The organism is Bacillus sp. CDB3 (assembly GCF_002081505.1).
In the GTDB taxonomy this organism is placed as follows: domain Bacteria; phylum Bacillota; class Bacilli; order Bacillales; family Bacillaceae_G; genus Bacillus_A; species Bacillus_A cereus_AT.
This window is the reverse complement of record NZ_ALBR01000111.1, coordinates 1-16,992: the sequence shown is the minus strand read 5'-3', so window position 1 is coordinate 16,992 and position 16,992 is coordinate 1. Positions and strand designations below refer to the sequence as shown.

Below are 16,992 nucleotides of genomic sequence, written 5' to 3'. Positions count from 1 at the left end.
ACTTAGATAAATAAATAAATGAAAATGGTACTTTGTTTTCCAACAGATGGTCTCCTCCTACTATCACTTCTTGAATTGTTTTTATTTTCCGTATATTATCATTATCTGATTTTAAAGGCAGGATAATACAATATTTATCTAACAACATAAGGCGTAATTTAATCATATTTTCTAGTTAACATCAATGAAAAAATCATCTATTTTTTCTTTTTAGCGTAGATTATAAAATAGTATCGCTTTTATCATATCAAGTAGTCAAGAATCCATAAGTCTTATTTTGTCCGTTGTTAAAGGACATATTTAGGATTATCGTGTGCTACTCTTTATGTTAATATTAAAGTACTTCAACATACCTGGATTGTTTGAAGTTCCTATTTACTAGCAAATGAAAACAACATAAAATAATAGAATTTAGAAAAATAGCCCTCCACCAGACCCTTTTTGGTCAGATGGAGGGCTATTTTTTTCATATTTTGACAAGCTGAGGTGAGATAAGCCTGCATTTGGACAGACTTCAGCCCCCGAAACCGAGCATATCGATAGCCATGGAGTTCTTTGGCGTCCGCAAAGCTTCGCTCTATAGTTGAACAGCGTACTTTATACAACTTTTTCCCTGTAACTGTTAGCTTGTTTTTTCTAGCGATATCTTTATATTTCTCCCATACATGATGAGTGATAACTTTTTGTTTCTGTTTCTTTGAAAAGCACACCTCACGTAGCGGACAAACAGCGCAGTCTTCTGGATTCGATTTATATTGACGATATCCTTCGCGATCCGTTGTCGCATACTCTAAAATACATCCCATCGGACAAGCAAATGCATTCATTTCTTCTACATATTTAAATTGGCTTTTCGGTACTTCTTTATTTCGCTTTCCAAATCGGCGATACCCCATCACCATAAATATATTTCTTTCTGATAATTTCTTACAGATATAACCTGTAAAATAGCCTGCATCAAGAGCTACAGCTTCCACCTTAAATCCGAATTTATTAATTTGAGCTTGTAGACGTGCTAAATACGGCTCGGAATCTGCCATATTTCCAGCCGTTATATAGGTATCTGTAATGATATTGTACTTCGCATCAGTTGTACGATGATCTAAGAAATGAAAACCGTTCGGTTTTCCATCTCTCATTAAAAATCCACTATCTGGATCCGTAGTGCTTATACGAGTTTTTTTAGTAGGGGTATCACTTTCCTTTCTAGGTTTTAATTCTTTTTTCCGTGTACCTCACGATCTTCGATTACCGCAGCTTCTAGTTCATCTATATAAAACTTTGCCTTTTCTTTTTTATATTTATGTACAAATTTATTTTTATTAGCATTGGCCTTAATATGTGTAGAATCTGTCATCAGTGCACGTCCTCCCACCATCCGGTTCTCCGTCGCTTGCCTCACAATCTCATCAAAAATTTCTTCGAAAATATTTGTATGAATAAAACGGGTACGGCGATTCCAACTGATTGTAGAATGATCTGGAATAGTATCTGATAGAGAAAACCCTAAAAACCAACGGTAGGCGATATTCGTTTTAATCTCCTTTTCCAATTGACGCTCAGAACGAATACCATAAAAATATCCAATAAACATCATTTTGAATAAAACGATAGGATGGATTGACGGACGTCCATTGTTTTCACAGTAATAAGGGCGTAACTTCTCCTCAATAAAATCAAAACGAATTGTCGCTTCAATCGCACGAAGGAAATGATCTTGTGGAACTAACTCTTCTACAGAAACAGATACACGTTCATCGCGATGATTTTTTAAAGCACCCATCATAAGAAATCTCTCCTTTTCCTCTTTTTTATCAGTGTTGACACATAAAAAGAGGTTCAGACACAAAAACAGGCTGTGGAGAAGACTTTCTCCACAGCCTGAGCAAAGCCAGTTAACCTAAAAAGGTAACTGGCTTTGCTTTTTTCAAACTTTATTCAAATGTTACAATAAATTTCTATTTCCCTTGCAATTTTTCTTTTACCTTCTTAGGAAGGTCTTCATTTTTCACTTCTTCCCAAGTTTTCACTCCTCTATCTTTATCGTAAAATAATTTTACATAGGCATCTTTTCTTAGTTGTTTCTCAGTGGTAAATGACATTGTTTTCTCTTTCCCTTTTTCATCAAATCCTTGTAAATTATACTCAAATCTTTTACCCTTTAGTTGACCATCTGTTGTAATTTGTACGTAATAAGGGTGGGGCCCCATACGCTTTATACCTAAAATAAGTGCGAGACTAAAGGGTGTTATGTAGCGCTTCATATAAAAACCTCCATCTAGGCTATTAAGCTCTTTCATTTATTACTTTCGAAGATTAGCCTCCCCTTATATAACAAAAAATAAATTGGTATTAATAACCGAAATCATTGCTTTAGAGTTGAAACATTGGTTCTTTCGCAAAATAGAACAAAGTCATCGTTTTATAAAAAAACAAATTTTATCGTATTCCACATGCAACGATTCGTCGTAACCAAACTATTTCTGCTTTTGTTCAGTTTTTTTATTTTTTATAAACAATCTGGTATGTGATATTTTATAATCAATATAAAAAGAGAACACCTTTTCGATGTTCTCTCCCCTTCACGGATACATTCAATCTGCACCATTGAAGATGGTTTCGGATTTTTATATGCCGCGAACCGTTTAGATTATGAAATTCGTGTGTATGATCCGTGTTTTCTGCCACTTCTCACTGGTATAAGTATAACATACCAATATCAAGAGCAGTGTGTTACAACTGTGAATTTTCTGTGAGTTCTTTTCATTCGACTGCTTATTTGCCGAATATAATCATAGCTATAATCTAGTATTTCGGCTATTTGTCTTAAATGTAAATTTGGCAGTATGCTCTACTGTTCGTGCGAAAGAAATCATTTCATCCACTTTAACAACCGAAGTGTCAGGATTCCTTTTGACATTAGTAATCTTATATTGGCGTTTGGATAGATGCTCACCAATTACCTCGTGACCTCCAAAAGTTTGTGCACTTATTTGAAGAGAGGTTTGATTGCTTCAAAAGAACCGACAGCACTAGTAGCAATTGTACCACATAGGCAGTTCAAAACCAGACGCCTGTTTTTCGACTTGCAGTGAATTACAAAAAATACTTATAGTTGCATAATAGTTAGTGATAAAATCTCTCATCTCATTTGATGTTAAGAAACTTTGCAACAGAACCATTATAATCTCTACTTAGTCTCTTTTTCCGATTGGATAAGATGTATAGGATAATAACCAGGCTTTGTAAATGCCCCCTCCATGTAATCTCTAATCTCTTTTCCAGCTACCTGATTGACTGCCTCAAAGAAATTAGTAAAAGTAGCATTCGTAAATCTATTTTGAGCAAAATAAGTCTTCATGATCTGATCAAACTTTTTTTCTCCGACTTTATAATATAAATCGATTAAAGGAATATATCCTTTTCCATAGACGTAGTTGCCGTAGTCACCCTTAGGATATTGGGATAATGGGCGATTAATGGCTCCGGACATTTCTTTAATTACTTCTTCACTATAAGATAAAGATTTTTTGAATCCAGATTTCCCCTTCGTATCATATTCCTTAAAATATATATCTGCAAACGTAGTAAAACTCTCATCTAGGGCTGGATCGTGATAAGGGTTGTTTCCGATCATTCCATAAAACCATTGATGGGCTAATTCGTGAACGAGAGCCTTATTCGCACGGGCCCCATCCTCAGAGTAATCACCCAGTTGAACAATGGTTGGGTACTCCATAGGAGCACCTATAATACGGGTTTCCATAATATCAAATTCAGGATAAGAATACTGTCCGAATTTTTGATTAAAAAATGGCATCGCTTCTTCTACACTACTTAGTCCACTCAATGCAATCTCTTTACCCTGGGGATTTCTTTTATCGTAGTAGCTATTGACGATAACCCCTGCTATTTTTCGAGTCTCTTTTGTATAATGAGGGCTAGCAAAGAAAACAAATTCTCTCACATTGGGAGCATTCACTTGAATTACTTTTTCATTATGATGAATGCTTTCCTTTTCTGTACCCGTAGCCGCAACTGTCATCTCTTTCGGAACGGTAAGCTTCATTTTATAATCCGAGAATTCACTATAATCCGATTCACCGTCTGGATGATACGGATTTTCATCCCACTTTCTTTCTTTTTGATCATACATGGCTAGTATAGGATACCACTTGGTGATACTGTAAAAGTCATCTCTATAGTTCATTCGTTGAAAACCGAAAGGGATCTTAACTGTGAAATCGATCTTCACGTCGACAAACTGATTGGATTGTAGTGGTTTAGCTAATTGAATCTTGAGTACTTGATTCTCTTGCGTATACGAGACTTTTTCTCCCTGGATGGTTACACTTGTTACTTCGATATCACCTAAGTAGTCCTTCTCCGTAACGGTGGGATATTGTTTTTTTAGCTCTGAAAGCCATTCTGGAGTTGGCTTAGCATGCATATTACTCATGGTCTCCAGTTTGTTGTAGGAATCGGGGTATAGATGAAAGACCAAATCATTCAGATTTTGTCCGTACTTATTTTTAAATGATACCGTTTCGCTTGCTTGAATGCTATGTAGTTGATGATCAAGCTTAGCTTCAATCTGATATTGGGGTCTTTCCATTCGATTCGATTTTTCTTGTGCATCTGCATACAGTGGAATGGAAAACAAAGAAATGCTCGATAAAATCGATCCTGCTATAGCTATATTCGTCCATTTTTTTAATCCTAAACTTGGGTATTTCATACGTTTTTTTAGTACCATATTTAATTTCTCCTACTATTATTTTGCTTACAACTATATTAAATAACACTGGAAGAAAATTTAATATCGAACAACATGACAGAACCCTTACATTTTTGTAAGGGTTCTGTTGCAAAATTCGGTATATATAAGTCCTCTTTAGAATTCATCATGCTTAAAGTAGATTTCGTTTTTTTACCTATAAAGAACTGCAAAAATTAGTATACAAGGGCAAATGTAAAGAGTTATTTTATCATTTGCACATAAACGCCTACCTTTTGGGACTATTTTACACTCTCTATTTTCATTTAGTGTGTTGGTTTGTTTTGTGAAAAACTTCATATTTCCTCTCTGCCGTACAAAAGCCTAAACTACATCGCTCTTAATCCAAAGGTGGGTATTTTAATTTCTTTTTCTCTTCGGAATCTAACTCTATCCCCTCGGATATAATGTTTCCTTTGGAGGCCTTCAGGACCTTCACCGCAGCAAATTTTACCTTGCCATCATAATACCAATATCTATATTGAAGACTTGGATCCTCATCCTTTATATATACATAACTCCAAAAATAACCTCTTTTAGGTTCCCTCGTTATTATCCAACTCTGCAAAGGATTTTCTTTCTGTATGTCTTCTTTCTTAATTCCTTGTTTCTCCATATACGATGCAATTTCATGTTTAGCAGTATTATATTTGAAACCAAAAATTGTTGCACTAACACCTATAATTATAAGTAAACTGATCATTATTATTTTTTTAATCATAGACATTCTCCTACTTAAACTATACATTTTTATTAATTTGACTATGTTTACTAATTAATCTGATTAGTATATAAGGTAAAATATATCTCATATTTATCTTCTTTTTATGTCTGTCTTGTTTATTCATCAAGTGAAATTTTTAACAGCATCTATTCAAATTTCCTATCCATTTCTGTAAAGTTTGCAAAAGATCTTTTGCTCCCTCTGGACTTGAGATCAAGCGTCCATCATAGAGTTCTTTGTAATCTTCCGACGTTCTACCTGTCACAAAACAATTTTTTTCTTGCTTCTGTACATGTATATTCCCATCTAGCACAAACATTTTCACACTGGAATTCGGTGCGAATGCTAATGTTATTCGTAGTTCTTTTGGTAATACTATTCTTCCATTCGTAGGATATTCTCTATATTGGACCTATTGAATCATAATATTTACCACATCTAGATTCCTCATAATTATATATTTTAAGAACCAATTCCCGTACATCACTCTGTGTAAGACCTCCAGATACATCTAACTCTTCTCTAAACGTAAAAAACCACATTCTTTTTATTGCTACAATCTGCCGTGCAGCTACTGACTTAACTTTACTATCTGACCCCACTAAACACATAGAATCCACTCTCCTTGATTTTTACTATACAAAGCTATGTTCTTGACCTCAGTAAGCACAAGAGTATATAGAATACTGTAACAGAGTATAGGAGCAAAAACAGAACAAGTTTGTCCTATCAAATAGCATAAATATTTTTCGCAGCTAACTTACTTTTTTGTGTACCTTTAGGGACTGTTAAATTTATTCTTTATTAGAGTATTAGAAATGATTTTACAAATGAAAAGAAACCTTTCCTTAAGAAAAGGTTTCTTTAACAAATATTTCTTATTAAACTCGTTCATATAATAGAACAATATACTTTTTTTCATAAGAGTAATTTAAGTACACTCAAACTTTGCAACAGAACCTTAATTTTATAACAAAAAAGACGGAAGAATCCTCGTCTTTTTTGTTATATTTCATGTTATCTTCTAATTCCATTCTGTAACCATTTTAGTACGTTTGAATGCGTATATTGAAAATAACCTGGTAATTCTGATAACATTTGTATCTTATGGAAAGCACCAGTAACTACTTGACCTGCCGGATAAAAATCAACAGTATTTGATTCCCTGTTATTTATATTATAAATATTGTTATTTACCGCACCTACGGGACCATAACCACCATAAAATACACCTGCATCTGTTTTATTTACTAGGTTGTGATTTTTTGCCATTACCTTTAAACGAGCGCTATCTTTAAAGTAATACACACGATATTGAGCACCGCCAACCGTTACTAACTCTGATGCATACTTAGTGGGATCCATCAGCTCCTCGTGAACATTATTACCACCCAAATGACGTTGTGTGATTAAATACGCATTTAAATCAGCTTTGACAATAGCAATATTTAAAGACGATTGACCAACCGTTCCTTTTTTTGCTAAATCACTTAATAAGTGTCTTAAAGCAGCTGGACGGTCTGTCTTTGCCAGTTGACTATTTTCATAGTCCTTATAAATGGTTTTCACTTCTTGATATAGTGGTGATAGATTATTTTTTAATGACGTTAACACTGTATCTAATCCCTCAGCACCCGATTTAAATGCTCCACCTAATTGGCTAGCACCTCCTGCAATCGCTCCAATCGTAGCAGGATCCATAGCATAAGCTTTAGAACCACCAATGCCAGTCAAACCTCCAGCTAAAATGCTCCCACATAAAGCAACTGTCATCATTTTTTTCTTGTACATTTTTTCCACTCCTTCATTGATTATTTTGAATGCAAACTTACAAAACGTAATGATTCTTATTTGCAATACTATCATCTAGATAGAATATACAAAAGTAAAACAATATGGATAAAAATGAAAAATTATCCATACTAAAATCTTCTTACTAGAAATGAAGAAGTTATTCATCAAAATTTGTGTACCAGAACTAAAAAAACTACACCCTCAATTGTTAGACACAATTAACAATTGGAGGTACATTTTTTATGGGGAAGTTTTCTACTTTTTTAAGCTTTGCAACAGAACTAAATAACATTTAGAATATATTTCCTTTAGTAGAATGAATTTTTAAAAAAATGAACATAATGATTGGTACAAACAGTAGTGAAATGAGGGGTAGAGAATGTTATATCTGCATGATGTATGGATAAATTGGTTTGAAGGTGAAGAAAATGGGTATAACGTTTGTCAATTTTACGAGTGGCGGAAAGATGATACGATTGAACTATTAGATCAAGTGCCATTATTAAAAGTAGATTCCACATTATATCATTACATCGAGAACGAATTATTAGAGCTTCCGCAAAAATTAATGGAAGACGTACATCATAAGGCTTATATTCGTAAAAATCACGAGCGTTTGCAACAAGAGTATTGTTTTGTAGTTACAGATGGAAAAGGAATTATAGCTGTAGATTCAATCGGCTACAATGTGCCGATTCGAAAAAGTAGGCTTATACCTCGTCATGAGCAGATGATATACGAGATGATAGAAAATGTGCAAGCAGAAAAGTATGAGCTCCGGATGGAAGAAACAGAAAAGGAACATCATATTTTATCGCCATCCCCGCATCTCATGAACGGTTTAACTCGTAAAGAGAGACAGTTAAAACAATTATTATTTATAGCGTTAGATCAATTACATACAATGAAGAATTCAGCTGAAATTCGCTATTGGTACACAGAGTGGGATCCATCATCATATGCAACGGTCCAACATATGGAGTTTGAAGATGTCTGGATACGTCTCTATGATGAAGTGAAAAATGGATGGTCTGAGAAACATGAGCAGTTATGTGAACATCTCGCAAAAGGACAGCCATTTTTTAGGGGATTATGGGAAATGAGAAGTGAGCAGAAAGTAAATTAAAACAAAAAGGTAGACATCCCTCTTATGAAGGAGATGTCTACCTTTTAAGTTATAAATTCATTTTCTACATAAAAAATGATGAAACCATGGATACAAAATAATCTGGTATTTGATTATGTATCTTAAAAACTGCACCTCCAATTGCTAGATACTATCCAACAACCGGAGATGCAGTTCACTGGAAGACGTTGTCTTTTTACCTTATAATCATCTGAAAATTATGAGTTACTATTCACAAGGTAAGACCTATGACTCAACTCGCTAGTCTTTTTCGCATGGAAGATTTTTACCCTGTAATCGTATGAATTAATGTTTTATTTCTCCAATCATTACTCATTACTTTATACACGTTTAGTCGTTTGGTAGAGCCTAGTTCATATTCCACTGTTAAAAATGTTTTTTGTGATGCACTACCCGATAAGAATACAGGAACATTTGCAAAATAATCATATGTTCCATCTATTTTCCCACTAAGCGTATGATAATGTCCGGCAAAGATTGCTTTGACATTGTAAGTTGTAAGTAAATCTTTAAATTTTTGACTTGGGCCACCCTTCCAATCATTTGGTTTATGTAGATTTACAATAATGGTTTGTCCCTTGTTCTGAGCAGCTTTCAAATCAGCTTCTAACCATCCATTATCTAGAGGGCTTTGCATTGTATATCTTTTAGAACCTACTGTTTTTTTCTCATCAAACATATACGTCGGATACTGATTTAATTGGACAAGATGGAGCGGTCCATAGTCTATTGAATAAGCAAAACTACCTGTAGAATGTGACCCCTTTTTTGACATATCAAAATTTGCACCTGAACTTACTAGTGACTTTACATGTTCTGTATACATATCCATTGTATCTATAAGACAGCCATTATTAGCACAGTCTCTTACATTGTTTTCTATATCATGATTTCCTAACCCATAGTAGACGGGTTGGTTATGGTTTTTTTTTACATTATTAATATACATTGTCATAAGCTTTCGTTGCCATCCATGACCAAATGCTGTTATATCTCCATTAATAAGCATGGGTGGTAATGGACGGTCATTCGCTATTCCTTGGCGAGTGTTAAAGTCCCTTCCATATTCAGCTGCGCTTGTAAATTGGCTTATAATTAATTTTTTAGATTCTTCTTCTTGTTCTGCATTTGTTTCGGATTGGCCAGCATCTGTTTTTGCTGTCCATGGATATTGCGGATCAGAAAGGATCGTAATAGCTCCTTTCTGAACCATCGGAGTTATTTGATAAGCTACTTCAGTAGGTTTTGCACTTACTTGATGATTTCCAATAAAAACGAAAGAACTAGTTACAACTGCACTACATAATAGTACTTTCATCATTTTTAGTTTCAGCATGCGAAACACTCCTTGCATATTTATATTTACATTCTATTTTAAACTTAGACTTTCTCGATGATAAAAGTCCTGTAAAAAATACTTGGACGCTAAGGCACCTTTCGATTTAGGACAATATCTCATACCCGATGTTGTTGGTCGAGGTACACCATAAAAATATCTCGAGGCGCCCAAAAGATGATGCTACATAAAAGAAAAATCACATATATGGTAGTATTTATTTGGATATAAGTGAATTTGACACGAAAGTTTGTTTTTTACATGATGACTGAGAAAAACTAGACTCTTCTTCAGTCCATACTGAATTACTTAGTGCTATTACACGGAAAGAAATCGTATTATGGTGTGTTGCGGGTAAACAATGCATATACTCCAGTTACTAGAAACTAATGGGTAATCATTGGGAAGATAGGATTGTCTATTTTCAAGTCTCTTATAAATTCATGTGTACGTGGAGATTCACAACTGACTAAAACGGATGCCGGTGACTTTGTTAATTCTAAAAATATCGCATCTGGACTTGTCTGATTCATAATATGTGGACCTACTTTTGCTACATTTGGTGCACAACTCTTACCGGTACTCTTAATAAAATCGTGAACTTTCTGCGATACTTCGGGCTTCTGCATCCAATTAGTAGCATTCTGAGCAGCATCATTTGGAAAAGATAGTGGCTTTGCTTGATAAAAATTACGTTTATTAGTAGCATCCTCTTTCTGATAGGTTGTATTTTTTAAATCAGATTGTTTATTTATGCTCTTTTTATCAGAATGACAACCTATAAGTGTTACACATAGTATACATCCCAAGAATATACTGACTTGTTTTTTTAGCTTCAACATACATATAAACCTCCTCATAGGATTAAGTAAATTTTTTAGGAAAAGGATACCTAAAAAGGTTTTAACGATTGAAAAATACCTTGCTGAATCCTTATATGCGACCTGAAAATTGGTACCCCTATCCAATAAATCCTGTACGAATAAATTGGATGAGAAGCGACACATATATGTTCTCTTAAAATATAACCCGTTCCATGCTACTTTATTTTGGTTACTTTAACCATTTAGGTTCTGATTCGTCTTTTTTTAGAATAAAAACGATATGTACAAATCTAAACTTCATGTGAGTTTGTTCAAGGTTGCTACTAAAAACTAACAGTACGTTAAGTCGTGATTTTCGATATCACGTGTATGGTATCAAACAAGAACAGAAACAACTGAAACTTTTAACTACTATCATGCGTAAAACACATCTCCTTTTTGGTTCACTAAACCATAAGTATTTTATCAAGCAAGATGCACAAACGATTGAATACGTGACAAATCTTTATAGGGATCGCAACAATACTTCTCGTGCGGGTGCACCTTTCAGGTTTTTTTATATAAACGGTTCTGTTGCAAAGTGGATAAATAGAACAGATAATTCCGATGCTGCAATGTTCATTGGAAAAAGTAGTAAACCAAACGAATATTACAGTAATTACCTTGGTAGAATGGAAAAAGAAGCTAATTTAATTAATTTTAAAGATGTTACAGCTGAGCAGTAAATTAAACATATTTTTTAATGTGGTTAAATCTTATGGAAAAGTAAAAAGCCACTAAAATGGTTTAGATTAGAGAGAAGATTTAAGTAATCTTTACTAATTTCTGTAATGCTGTGTATACTGAAAAAACGGAGTCTGATTCCAGACTCCGTCTCTATTTATATAAGTCCTGAATTGTTACAATTTCTCATGATTAAGTCCTAATAAGTTCGTTTAAAACAAGCTGGTAACGCTGTCAACTGCTTTTACAACAACTTTCACATTTTCAATTGATGTTGCGGCATTTGTTGCCTGTTCAATTGTTTGAGGAATAAACTCTTTCACAGATTGTAGATGGTTCTCAACAAAGTGCTTAATCCCAGTTGAAATGGTTTCTAAATCTTCAACCGATGGATTAGGTAATGTTTTTCCTGAATTGTTCTCAAGAGGTGGAAAATGATCAAGTGGAAGTTCAAAAATCATAGTTATTTCTCCATTCTTATACTGTATATAGTTTTTTTACAAAGTTTAAAAATAATCTTAAATGCCTAATAATCCTGCTATAATAGCTGGTAATCCTATCGTTCCATAAACTATAACCATTGCTAAAAATGCCGACATGTATATTTCCCCTTTAAATTAAATAATTGATATTTATTGATTGCTAACTAAGAATAAACCCATTCCACGTGAAAATAATGTTTTATTCGTGAATTTTCTGAAAATAATTTACAAAATCAAAATATTTTTATCATAATCCAACATTCCTCTCTTACTTCAAACAGACCGTAAGGACGTTAAGTTGAGGGAGTTCAAGACTGTTTTTATTTTTGTTAATGAATAAAGTACGTGCAATTATATAATACTTCAATACACTACTAAATAGACTGCTAAAAAATGCTTTTTCTACTGATTTTATCTTTCAAATTCAATCAATTCCTTTTAATGGTTTATTTGTTTTGTATAACAAGTTTTATCCCCTCTGCATACAAAATCCGACTCCCTCTTCTTTATCATACAAAGGAAAATGAAAGGCCATTTTTTTCGTATCCTTGCGGGGAAAGTATTAAATACCTTTTTCATGTTCTTTCATTGATTAACCATCTGTATTTCCGTATAAAGAATATAAACTCATTTTCTCTTCCTCCATTCGTAGGATATTCTCTATATTGGACCTGTTGAATCATAATATTTACCACATCTAGATTCCTCATAATTATATATTTTAAGAACCAATTCCCGTACATCACTCTGTGTAAGACCTCCAGATACATCTAACTCTTCTCTAAACGTAAAAAACCACATTCTTTTTATTGCTACAATCTGCCGTGCAGCTACTGGCTTGACTTTACTATCTGACCCCACTAAACACATAGAATCCACTCTCCTTGATTTTTACTATACAAAGCTATGTTCTTGTCCCCAGCAAGAACAAGAGTATATAGAATACTGTAACAGAGTATAGGAGCAAAAACAGAACAAGTTTGTCCTATCAAATAGCATAAATATTTTTCGCAGCTAACTTACTTTTTTATGTACCTTTAGGGACACTCCTTTGCTAACTCTGAAATATGTAATTTTGCATACTTCTCATTTTGATACTTTTTTATTTACGAATATTCTAAATATTATTATAATCAACAAGAAAATATATCTTTATAAGGAAAAGGTGATACATATGACACTTACACTTACTATATTCACACTTTGGGGAATTGTTATTCCACTTTTAACCACTTTGATGTCATAAGTGGTTCTTATTCATATTTCAAGCAACCAACATTAAATTGAAGTACCCCCACTTCACCCTTTACATGATTGAAGTGGGGGTACTCTTTCGTTAAAATCTGATAGAATTCTAAACCGGGATTTTTCTACTACTTTTATCTTCCAATCCACCTCAATTCCTTTTAACGGTCTCTTTGTTTTGTATAACACGTTTTATTTATCCCGCATACAAAATCATTTTGAACCATTCTTCTTTTCCTTACAGTGGAAAATGAGCGGTCATATTTCCACTACAAAGAACAACAAAAATTAATATACCTGACAAAATATAATAAGAGCATGTTTTGATCAATCTTTTTCAAAACATGCTCTTATTTAGGGTGGGAGTGTCAATTAACCAATGTTGCCTTAATTACTAAGTAACCTTCTGCAGCATTAAAAGATGAACCTTCAATTTTAAATTTGCTATTTCTAGGCAATAACAATTCTTTTTCATTTTTAAATTCAGAAATCACTTCTACTTTTGCTGCATGTGTACCTTTAGGTACTGTAATTTCAAAAAGAATTGGTCTAGCACTAAAGTTTGCTACTTTCTGCGTAGAAGTACTTGTATATGCTTTTTCTGTTAATGTTTTATTATGCCATTTTTCAACTAATTTTTTTGCTTCTAAAATATAGTTTTGTGTATTTTTAATATGATCTATAGAATCTAGCTTTAAATCTTTAAACTGTAATAACGAACCAAATTTAGCACCCAATTGTCTTTCATCTGCATACCTATATACTGTCATTTTTTCTGACGTTTTAGCTTTTTTTAAAGCTTGATCTATAGATTTAATGTACTTTGATTGACTACCATTTATATTACCTTCTCTTAACTCTTGATTAATTTTAGCATAGCCATCACCTGTATAATATTTAACAGCTACTTTTTCTACTGGTTCTAATGTACTTTCCCATGATACTGCAGCACTTACTTGAGAAGGTTTCACTGCTTCAAAAGAACCGACAACACCTGTAGCAATTGCACCACATAAAGCCACCTTCATCATTTTTTGTTTTAACATATACTATCACTCCTCATTGATTATTTTGAATACAAAGCTGTAAATCGTAACTATTCTTATTTAAAACGATATCATTTACATAATATTAATAAAAGGCAAATAATTTGGTTTAATATGAAAAGTTATCCAGATGGTGTTGCAAAACTAAAAAAATCAGAAAAAAAGAAAACCGTCTCTGTTATATAGACCGGTTTTCTTTTTTTTAACCAATATTTTCTTGAGAACCCCTTCCAAAAGAACATAAGTTCGCATACAATTAGAACAAACGCTCTGTTGTTTAGGGGTGATATTACATTGTACGTCGATTTGCGAAGTTTTTACGCTTCAGTCAGTTGTATCAAACAAGGGTTAGACCCGAGGTACACGAAACTTGCCCTAGTAGGGGACGTGAATCGAAATAGCTCCATTGTTTTAGCCACAACACCTCCGCTTAAAGAATTAGGTGTTAAACAAGAAATCCTAGTGATTCACACCTTGAGAAAAAAGTATATATTCAATGTGCATTCATTATACTTTCCATGCTTCTCTTTTTTCAAACCAACAGGAACTCCTTAATAGTAGTACACCATATTATACAGAAAACCCTTTGTTATTAAGATTAATCTATGTATGTTCAACTATATCTAAAACACTCTTCAAATAAGTTTATTATATAAGTTCTATACAACAAAGAGCACCTATACCAAAGTGCTCTCCGCAAGATAGACTCCATACTCTAACCTAAAATTTCACATACCTTACTGTATAAGAATATAGTAAATACCAACATTATCTACAGTAGCTAGAATCTGTATGACGATAAATCTTAGAATATAACTCTCGTACTTCCCCTTGTGTAATACCTTCAGTTAGAACTAACTCTTTTCCAAACGTAATAAACCACATTCTTTTGAGTCCTACAAGCTGTCTTGCAGTTGCTAAGTTAAATCTTTTAGTAGAAACCGTAAAACACATAGCATACACGCTCCGTAAATAAAATAATAGAAACTACATCCCCAGCAAATACAAAGTTCCCAAGAATAGTGTAACAAAAGAAAAAAGTAAAAACAGAACAAAGAGGTCCACTAAAAAGGGACATCAACCTGGAGAACAAGCACACAGCACTCAACAGTCTACATCCATAAACCACGTAGTCCAATTATATAGCTTTAAGCGGATAGTGAGTGCGCACTTTTTTATACTTGTCTTTTTAACTTACGTACATAGGACTCTGATATCCCTAAAATCCTTGCTAGTTGACGTTGTGACGTATTTGGATGTAGCTCCATGACTTGTTTTAATTGTGAAAGTTTGTCCTGTTTCTCCTCATTTTTAACTTTAACATGCTCTTCCCAACTAATAGCTCCACGTTTTTTTCGCTTACTTAATGTATCTCTACGCTTCTTTTCTCCTTTACTTATCAACGTAGTCAACTGCTCCATCTCATCTTGTGTCAAATTTAAGTTAAGCTTGTCCACGACCGTAGTGTTTTTCATTGGCTTGATCAGGTTTCTTGGTAGCTCCTTCATCTCGCAATTATTTTTAACATAGGCATCGAAAAATGTAATCGCATCTTTGTACGCATCTTTTGCTGTCCGTTCTACTTCTCTTGTTTTCTGCGGCTCTGTAAATCTATCATTGAGCTGTCGTGTCATTTCCACAGTTGCAACTTGCTGTTTTACAATTAAAGCCGTTGTGAACGCGTATATGTATGTCATATCATGTCTATGATCGATCTCACCTTTTCGCATCTCCACAATTTTCTCCAAATCCGCTTTACGAGCTGTATTTAAACTGTAGAGAGTCATGACTCCTTTTTGCGCTGGTAACGTCTGTATGATACCTTTCCGCTTCGTAGGACGCTTCTTCTCCATTGGCGGCACATATTCATAGAGTTCCATGAGCTGATATTCTCGTTTCGTCCAGATGTCTACCGTTATTTGTTTTCCTGTCTTACTGTGGACGGAATATGGCAATCGAAATACACGAGATAAATCAGAACACGCTCCATCTGCCCCTACATGCAGTAACGTTTTGATCAGATTATTTGTTATGTATTGAGCCATATACCCCATTTTGGGTGCCGATCCTCCAGAAATGCTGTAAATTAACTGTGCCCCTCGGCCATGCAACATTAAATTCGGGCAAGGGATTACTCCTTTTGCAACTAATCTCTGTATCTCTTCTTTTACTTGTTCTTTCGTAAGTCCAATCTTATAAAAATCTAAATCTACGCCTATATTGCGGATTTGCTTCAAATCTGACGTTTTACGACTTCCGTGATGAAATGCATTCAAGGATAGATAGACATCCTCTAATGATAATCTGGAGCTTCTGATGAGGCGTTCTAGGTCATGTAATCCATACCAGATTTGTTTATGCTTCTCATTGCTTAAATCTAGCGTCATGACGTAGCCAGTTTTCTTACGTTCCGAGAGATAACATTCATGCCATTCATCAATAAAAGTTTCTATTTGTGATAGTTGCATCGCTTCCGACATACAAAAAGCCTCCTTATAAGAATAAAAGGAAGCTACACAAGAAAATTTTTACTTTACCTATTTGTCCAAATTTGGTATCATAAAGATACAATTTTAATAAAACAACAGGGTCTAAACACCTTGTGTAGTTTCTATAGGAGCTTTAAATCCAAAGTTTGGTCGCGGAGGATTTAAGGCTCTGTTCCATTTATTCGATTATTTTCTACAACAATTGTAACGCAAGGTTGATAGCTTTGTAAATAAGAGGACGAGCATTGCGCTTGTTCTCTTATTTTTTACGGTCAATATTTAGTGTATTAAAATACCTTGTATCTCATCTATACAAAAAATCAATCATGTAAACAGGTAAATAACGCGTTATGATAGAAGCAACCAATGAGGTGATAAAATGAGTAATGAATTTGGTGTATTTGC

The 16,992-nt window shown here is 33.9% G+C and carries 14 protein-coding genes and 1 pseudogene; 3 read left to right on the top strand and 12 right to left on the bottom strand.

The window, feature by feature from the left end; all coding sequences use genetic code 11:
- Window positions 1-371: 371 nt before the first annotated feature.
- The 6 genes from CDB3_RS29105 to CDB3_RS29080 form a co-directional block, all read right to left on the bottom strand.
- Window positions 372-1,786, bottom strand: a protein-coding gene (locus tag CDB3_RS29105) for an IS1182 family transposase (protein WP_128856873.1) whose coding sequence is annotated in 2 segments (ribosomal slippage) — window positions 372-1,225 and window positions 1,225-1,786 — 1,416 coding nt in all. Because the reading frame shifts where the segments join, the coding sequence is not laid out codon by codon here.
- 172 nt (window positions 1,787-1,958) lie between these two features.
- A complete protein-coding gene (locus tag CDB3_RS29100; RefSeq protein ID WP_128856872.1) occupies window positions 1,959-2,264 on the bottom strand; it encodes a YxeA family protein in 306 nt (101 codons plus the stop codon).
- A 926-nt stretch (window positions 2,265-3,190) separates the two neighbouring features.
- Window positions 3,191-4,756 (bottom strand): M1 family metallopeptidase, encoded by a 1,566-nt coding sequence (locus CDB3_RS29095; RefSeq protein WP_128856871.1) that lies wholly within the window; start codon window positions 4,754-4,756, stop codon window positions 3,191-3,193.
- A 361-nt stretch (window positions 4,757-5,117) separates the two neighbouring features.
- A complete protein-coding gene (locus CDB3_RS29090; RefSeq protein ID WP_179139730.1) occupies window positions 5,118-5,498 on the bottom strand; it encodes a DUF3139 domain-containing protein in 381 nt (126 codons plus the stop codon).
- Window positions 5,499-5,637: 139 nt separating this feature from the next.
- The gene (locus tag CDB3_RS29085; protein WP_128855875.1) at window positions 5,638-5,880 is read right to left on the bottom strand and encodes an AbrB family transcriptional regulator; all 243 of its coding nucleotides are present in this window, start codon (window positions 5,878-5,880) and stop codon (window positions 5,638-5,640) included.
- A gap of 638 nt (window positions 5,881-6,518) precedes the next feature.
- Window positions 6,519-7,292 carry a hypothetical protein gene (locus tag CDB3_RS29080; protein WP_128856870.1) on the bottom strand — a complete coding sequence of 258 codons (774 nt, stop codon included), beginning with the start codon at window positions 7,290-7,292 and terminating at the stop codon, window positions 6,519-6,521.
- Between the two features lie 382 nt (window positions 7,293-7,674).
- On the opposite strand from CDB3_RS29080, the gene CDB3_RS29075 reads away from it, so the two are divergent.
- Complete coding sequence (locus tag CDB3_RS29075; RefSeq protein WP_128856869.1) at window positions 7,675-8,421, top strand: YjbA family protein; 747 nt, start codon at window positions 7,675-7,677, stop codon at window positions 8,419-8,421.
- Between the two features lie 286 nt (window positions 8,422-8,707).
- Here CDB3_RS29075 and CDB3_RS29070 read toward each other — a convergent pair whose 3' ends face one another.
- Window positions 8,708-9,778 (bottom strand): metallophosphoesterase, encoded by a 1,071-nt coding sequence (locus CDB3_RS29070; protein WP_179139774.1) that lies wholly within the window; start codon window positions 9,776-9,778, stop codon window positions 8,708-8,710.
- Between the two features lie 386 nt (window positions 9,779-10,164).
- Entirely contained in the window at window positions 10,165-10,620 is a 456-nt protein-coding gene (locus CDB3_RS29065; protein WP_128856867.1) for a hypothetical protein, read from the bottom strand.
- 347 nt (window positions 10,621-10,967) lie between these two features.
- Between CDB3_RS29065 and CDB3_RS29060 the strand changes: the two genes are divergently transcribed.
- Window positions 10,968-11,327, top strand: coding sequence for a hypothetical protein (locus CDB3_RS29060; RefSeq protein ID WP_142263499.1), 360 nt, complete (start codon window positions 10,968-10,970; stop codon window positions 11,325-11,327).
- A 210-nt stretch (window positions 11,328-11,537) separates the two neighbouring features.
- On the opposite strand, the gene CDB3_RS29055 is transcribed toward CDB3_RS29060, so the two are convergent.
- Both CDB3_RS29055 and CDB3_RS29050 read right to left on the bottom strand, forming a co-directional pair.
- A complete protein-coding gene (locus CDB3_RS29055; protein WP_128856865.1) occupies window positions 11,538-11,786 on the bottom strand; it encodes a hypothetical protein in 249 nt (82 codons plus the stop codon).
- A gap of 1,634 nt (window positions 11,787-13,420) precedes the next feature.
- Window positions 13,421-14,098 (bottom strand): ADP-ribosyltransferase, encoded by a 678-nt coding sequence (locus CDB3_RS29050; RefSeq protein ID WP_128856864.1) that lies wholly within the window; start codon window positions 14,096-14,098, stop codon window positions 13,421-13,423.
- A 270-nt stretch (window positions 14,099-14,368) separates the two neighbouring features.
- Here CDB3_RS29050 and CDB3_RS29045 point away from each other — a divergent pair.
- Window positions 14,369-14,552, top strand: a pseudogene (locus CDB3_RS29045) (Y-family DNA polymerase); the annotation flags it as partial.
- A gap of 314 nt (window positions 14,553-14,866) precedes the next feature.
- On the opposite strand, the gene CDB3_RS29040 reads toward CDB3_RS29045, so the two are convergent.
- Window positions 14,867-15,052, bottom strand: a complete 186-nt coding sequence (locus CDB3_RS29040) for a hypothetical protein (RefSeq protein ID WP_128856863.1) — start codon at window positions 15,050-15,052, stop codon at window positions 14,867-14,869.
- 221 nt (window positions 15,053-15,273) lie between these two features.
- Window positions 15,274-16,578: an AsnC family protein gene (locus CDB3_RS29035; RefSeq protein ID WP_128856862.1), complete on the bottom strand. Its 1,305-nt coding sequence runs from the start codon at window positions 16,576-16,578 to the stop codon at window positions 15,274-15,276.
- Window positions 16,579-16,992: the final 414 nt, after the last annotated feature.

What these genes read in the sequence shown, in the direction of transcription:
- CDB3_RS29100 (WP_128856872.1), bottom strand. Translation starts at nt 2,264, where the DNA reads ATGAAGCGCTACATAACACCCTTTAGTCTCGCACTTATTTTAGGTATA.
- CDB3_RS29095 (WP_128856871.1), bottom strand. Translation starts at nt 4,756, where the DNA reads ATGGTACTAAAAAAACGTATGAAATACCCAAGTTTAGGATTAAAAAAA.
- CDB3_RS29090 (WP_179139730.1), bottom strand. Translation starts at nt 5,498, where the DNA reads ATGATTAAAAAAATAATAATGATCAGTTTACTTATAATTATAGGTGTT.
- CDB3_RS29080 (WP_128856870.1), bottom strand. Translation starts at nt 7,292, where the DNA reads ATGTACAAGAAAAAAATGATGACAGTTGCTTTATGTGGGAGCATTTTA.
- CDB3_RS29075 (WP_128856869.1), top strand. Translation starts at nt 7,675, where the DNA reads ATGTTATATCTGCATGATGTATGGATAAATTGGTTTGAAGGTGAAGAA.
- CDB3_RS29070 (WP_179139774.1), bottom strand. Translation starts at nt 9,778, where the DNA reads ATGCTGAAACTAAAAATGATGAAAGTACTATTATGTAGTGCAGTTGTA.
- CDB3_RS29065 (WP_128856867.1), bottom strand. Translation starts at nt 10,620, where the DNA reads ATGTTGAAGCTAAAAAAACAAGTCAGTATATTCTTGGGATGTATACTA.
- CDB3_RS29055 (WP_128856865.1), bottom strand. Translation starts at nt 11,786, where the DNA reads ATGATTTTTGAACTTCCACTTGATCATTTTCCACCTCTTGAGAACAAT.
- CDB3_RS29050 (WP_128856864.1), bottom strand. Translation starts at nt 14,098, where the DNA reads ATGTTAAAACAAAAAATGATGAAGGTGGCTTTATGTGGTGCAATTGCT.
- CDB3_RS29040 (WP_128856863.1), bottom strand. Translation starts at nt 15,052, where the DNA reads ATGTGTTTTACGGTTTCTACTAAAAGATTTAACTTAGCAACTGCAAGA.
- CDB3_RS29035 (WP_128856862.1), bottom strand. Translation starts at nt 16,578, where the DNA reads ATGTCGGAAGCGATGCAACTATCACAAATAGAAACTTTTATTGATGAA.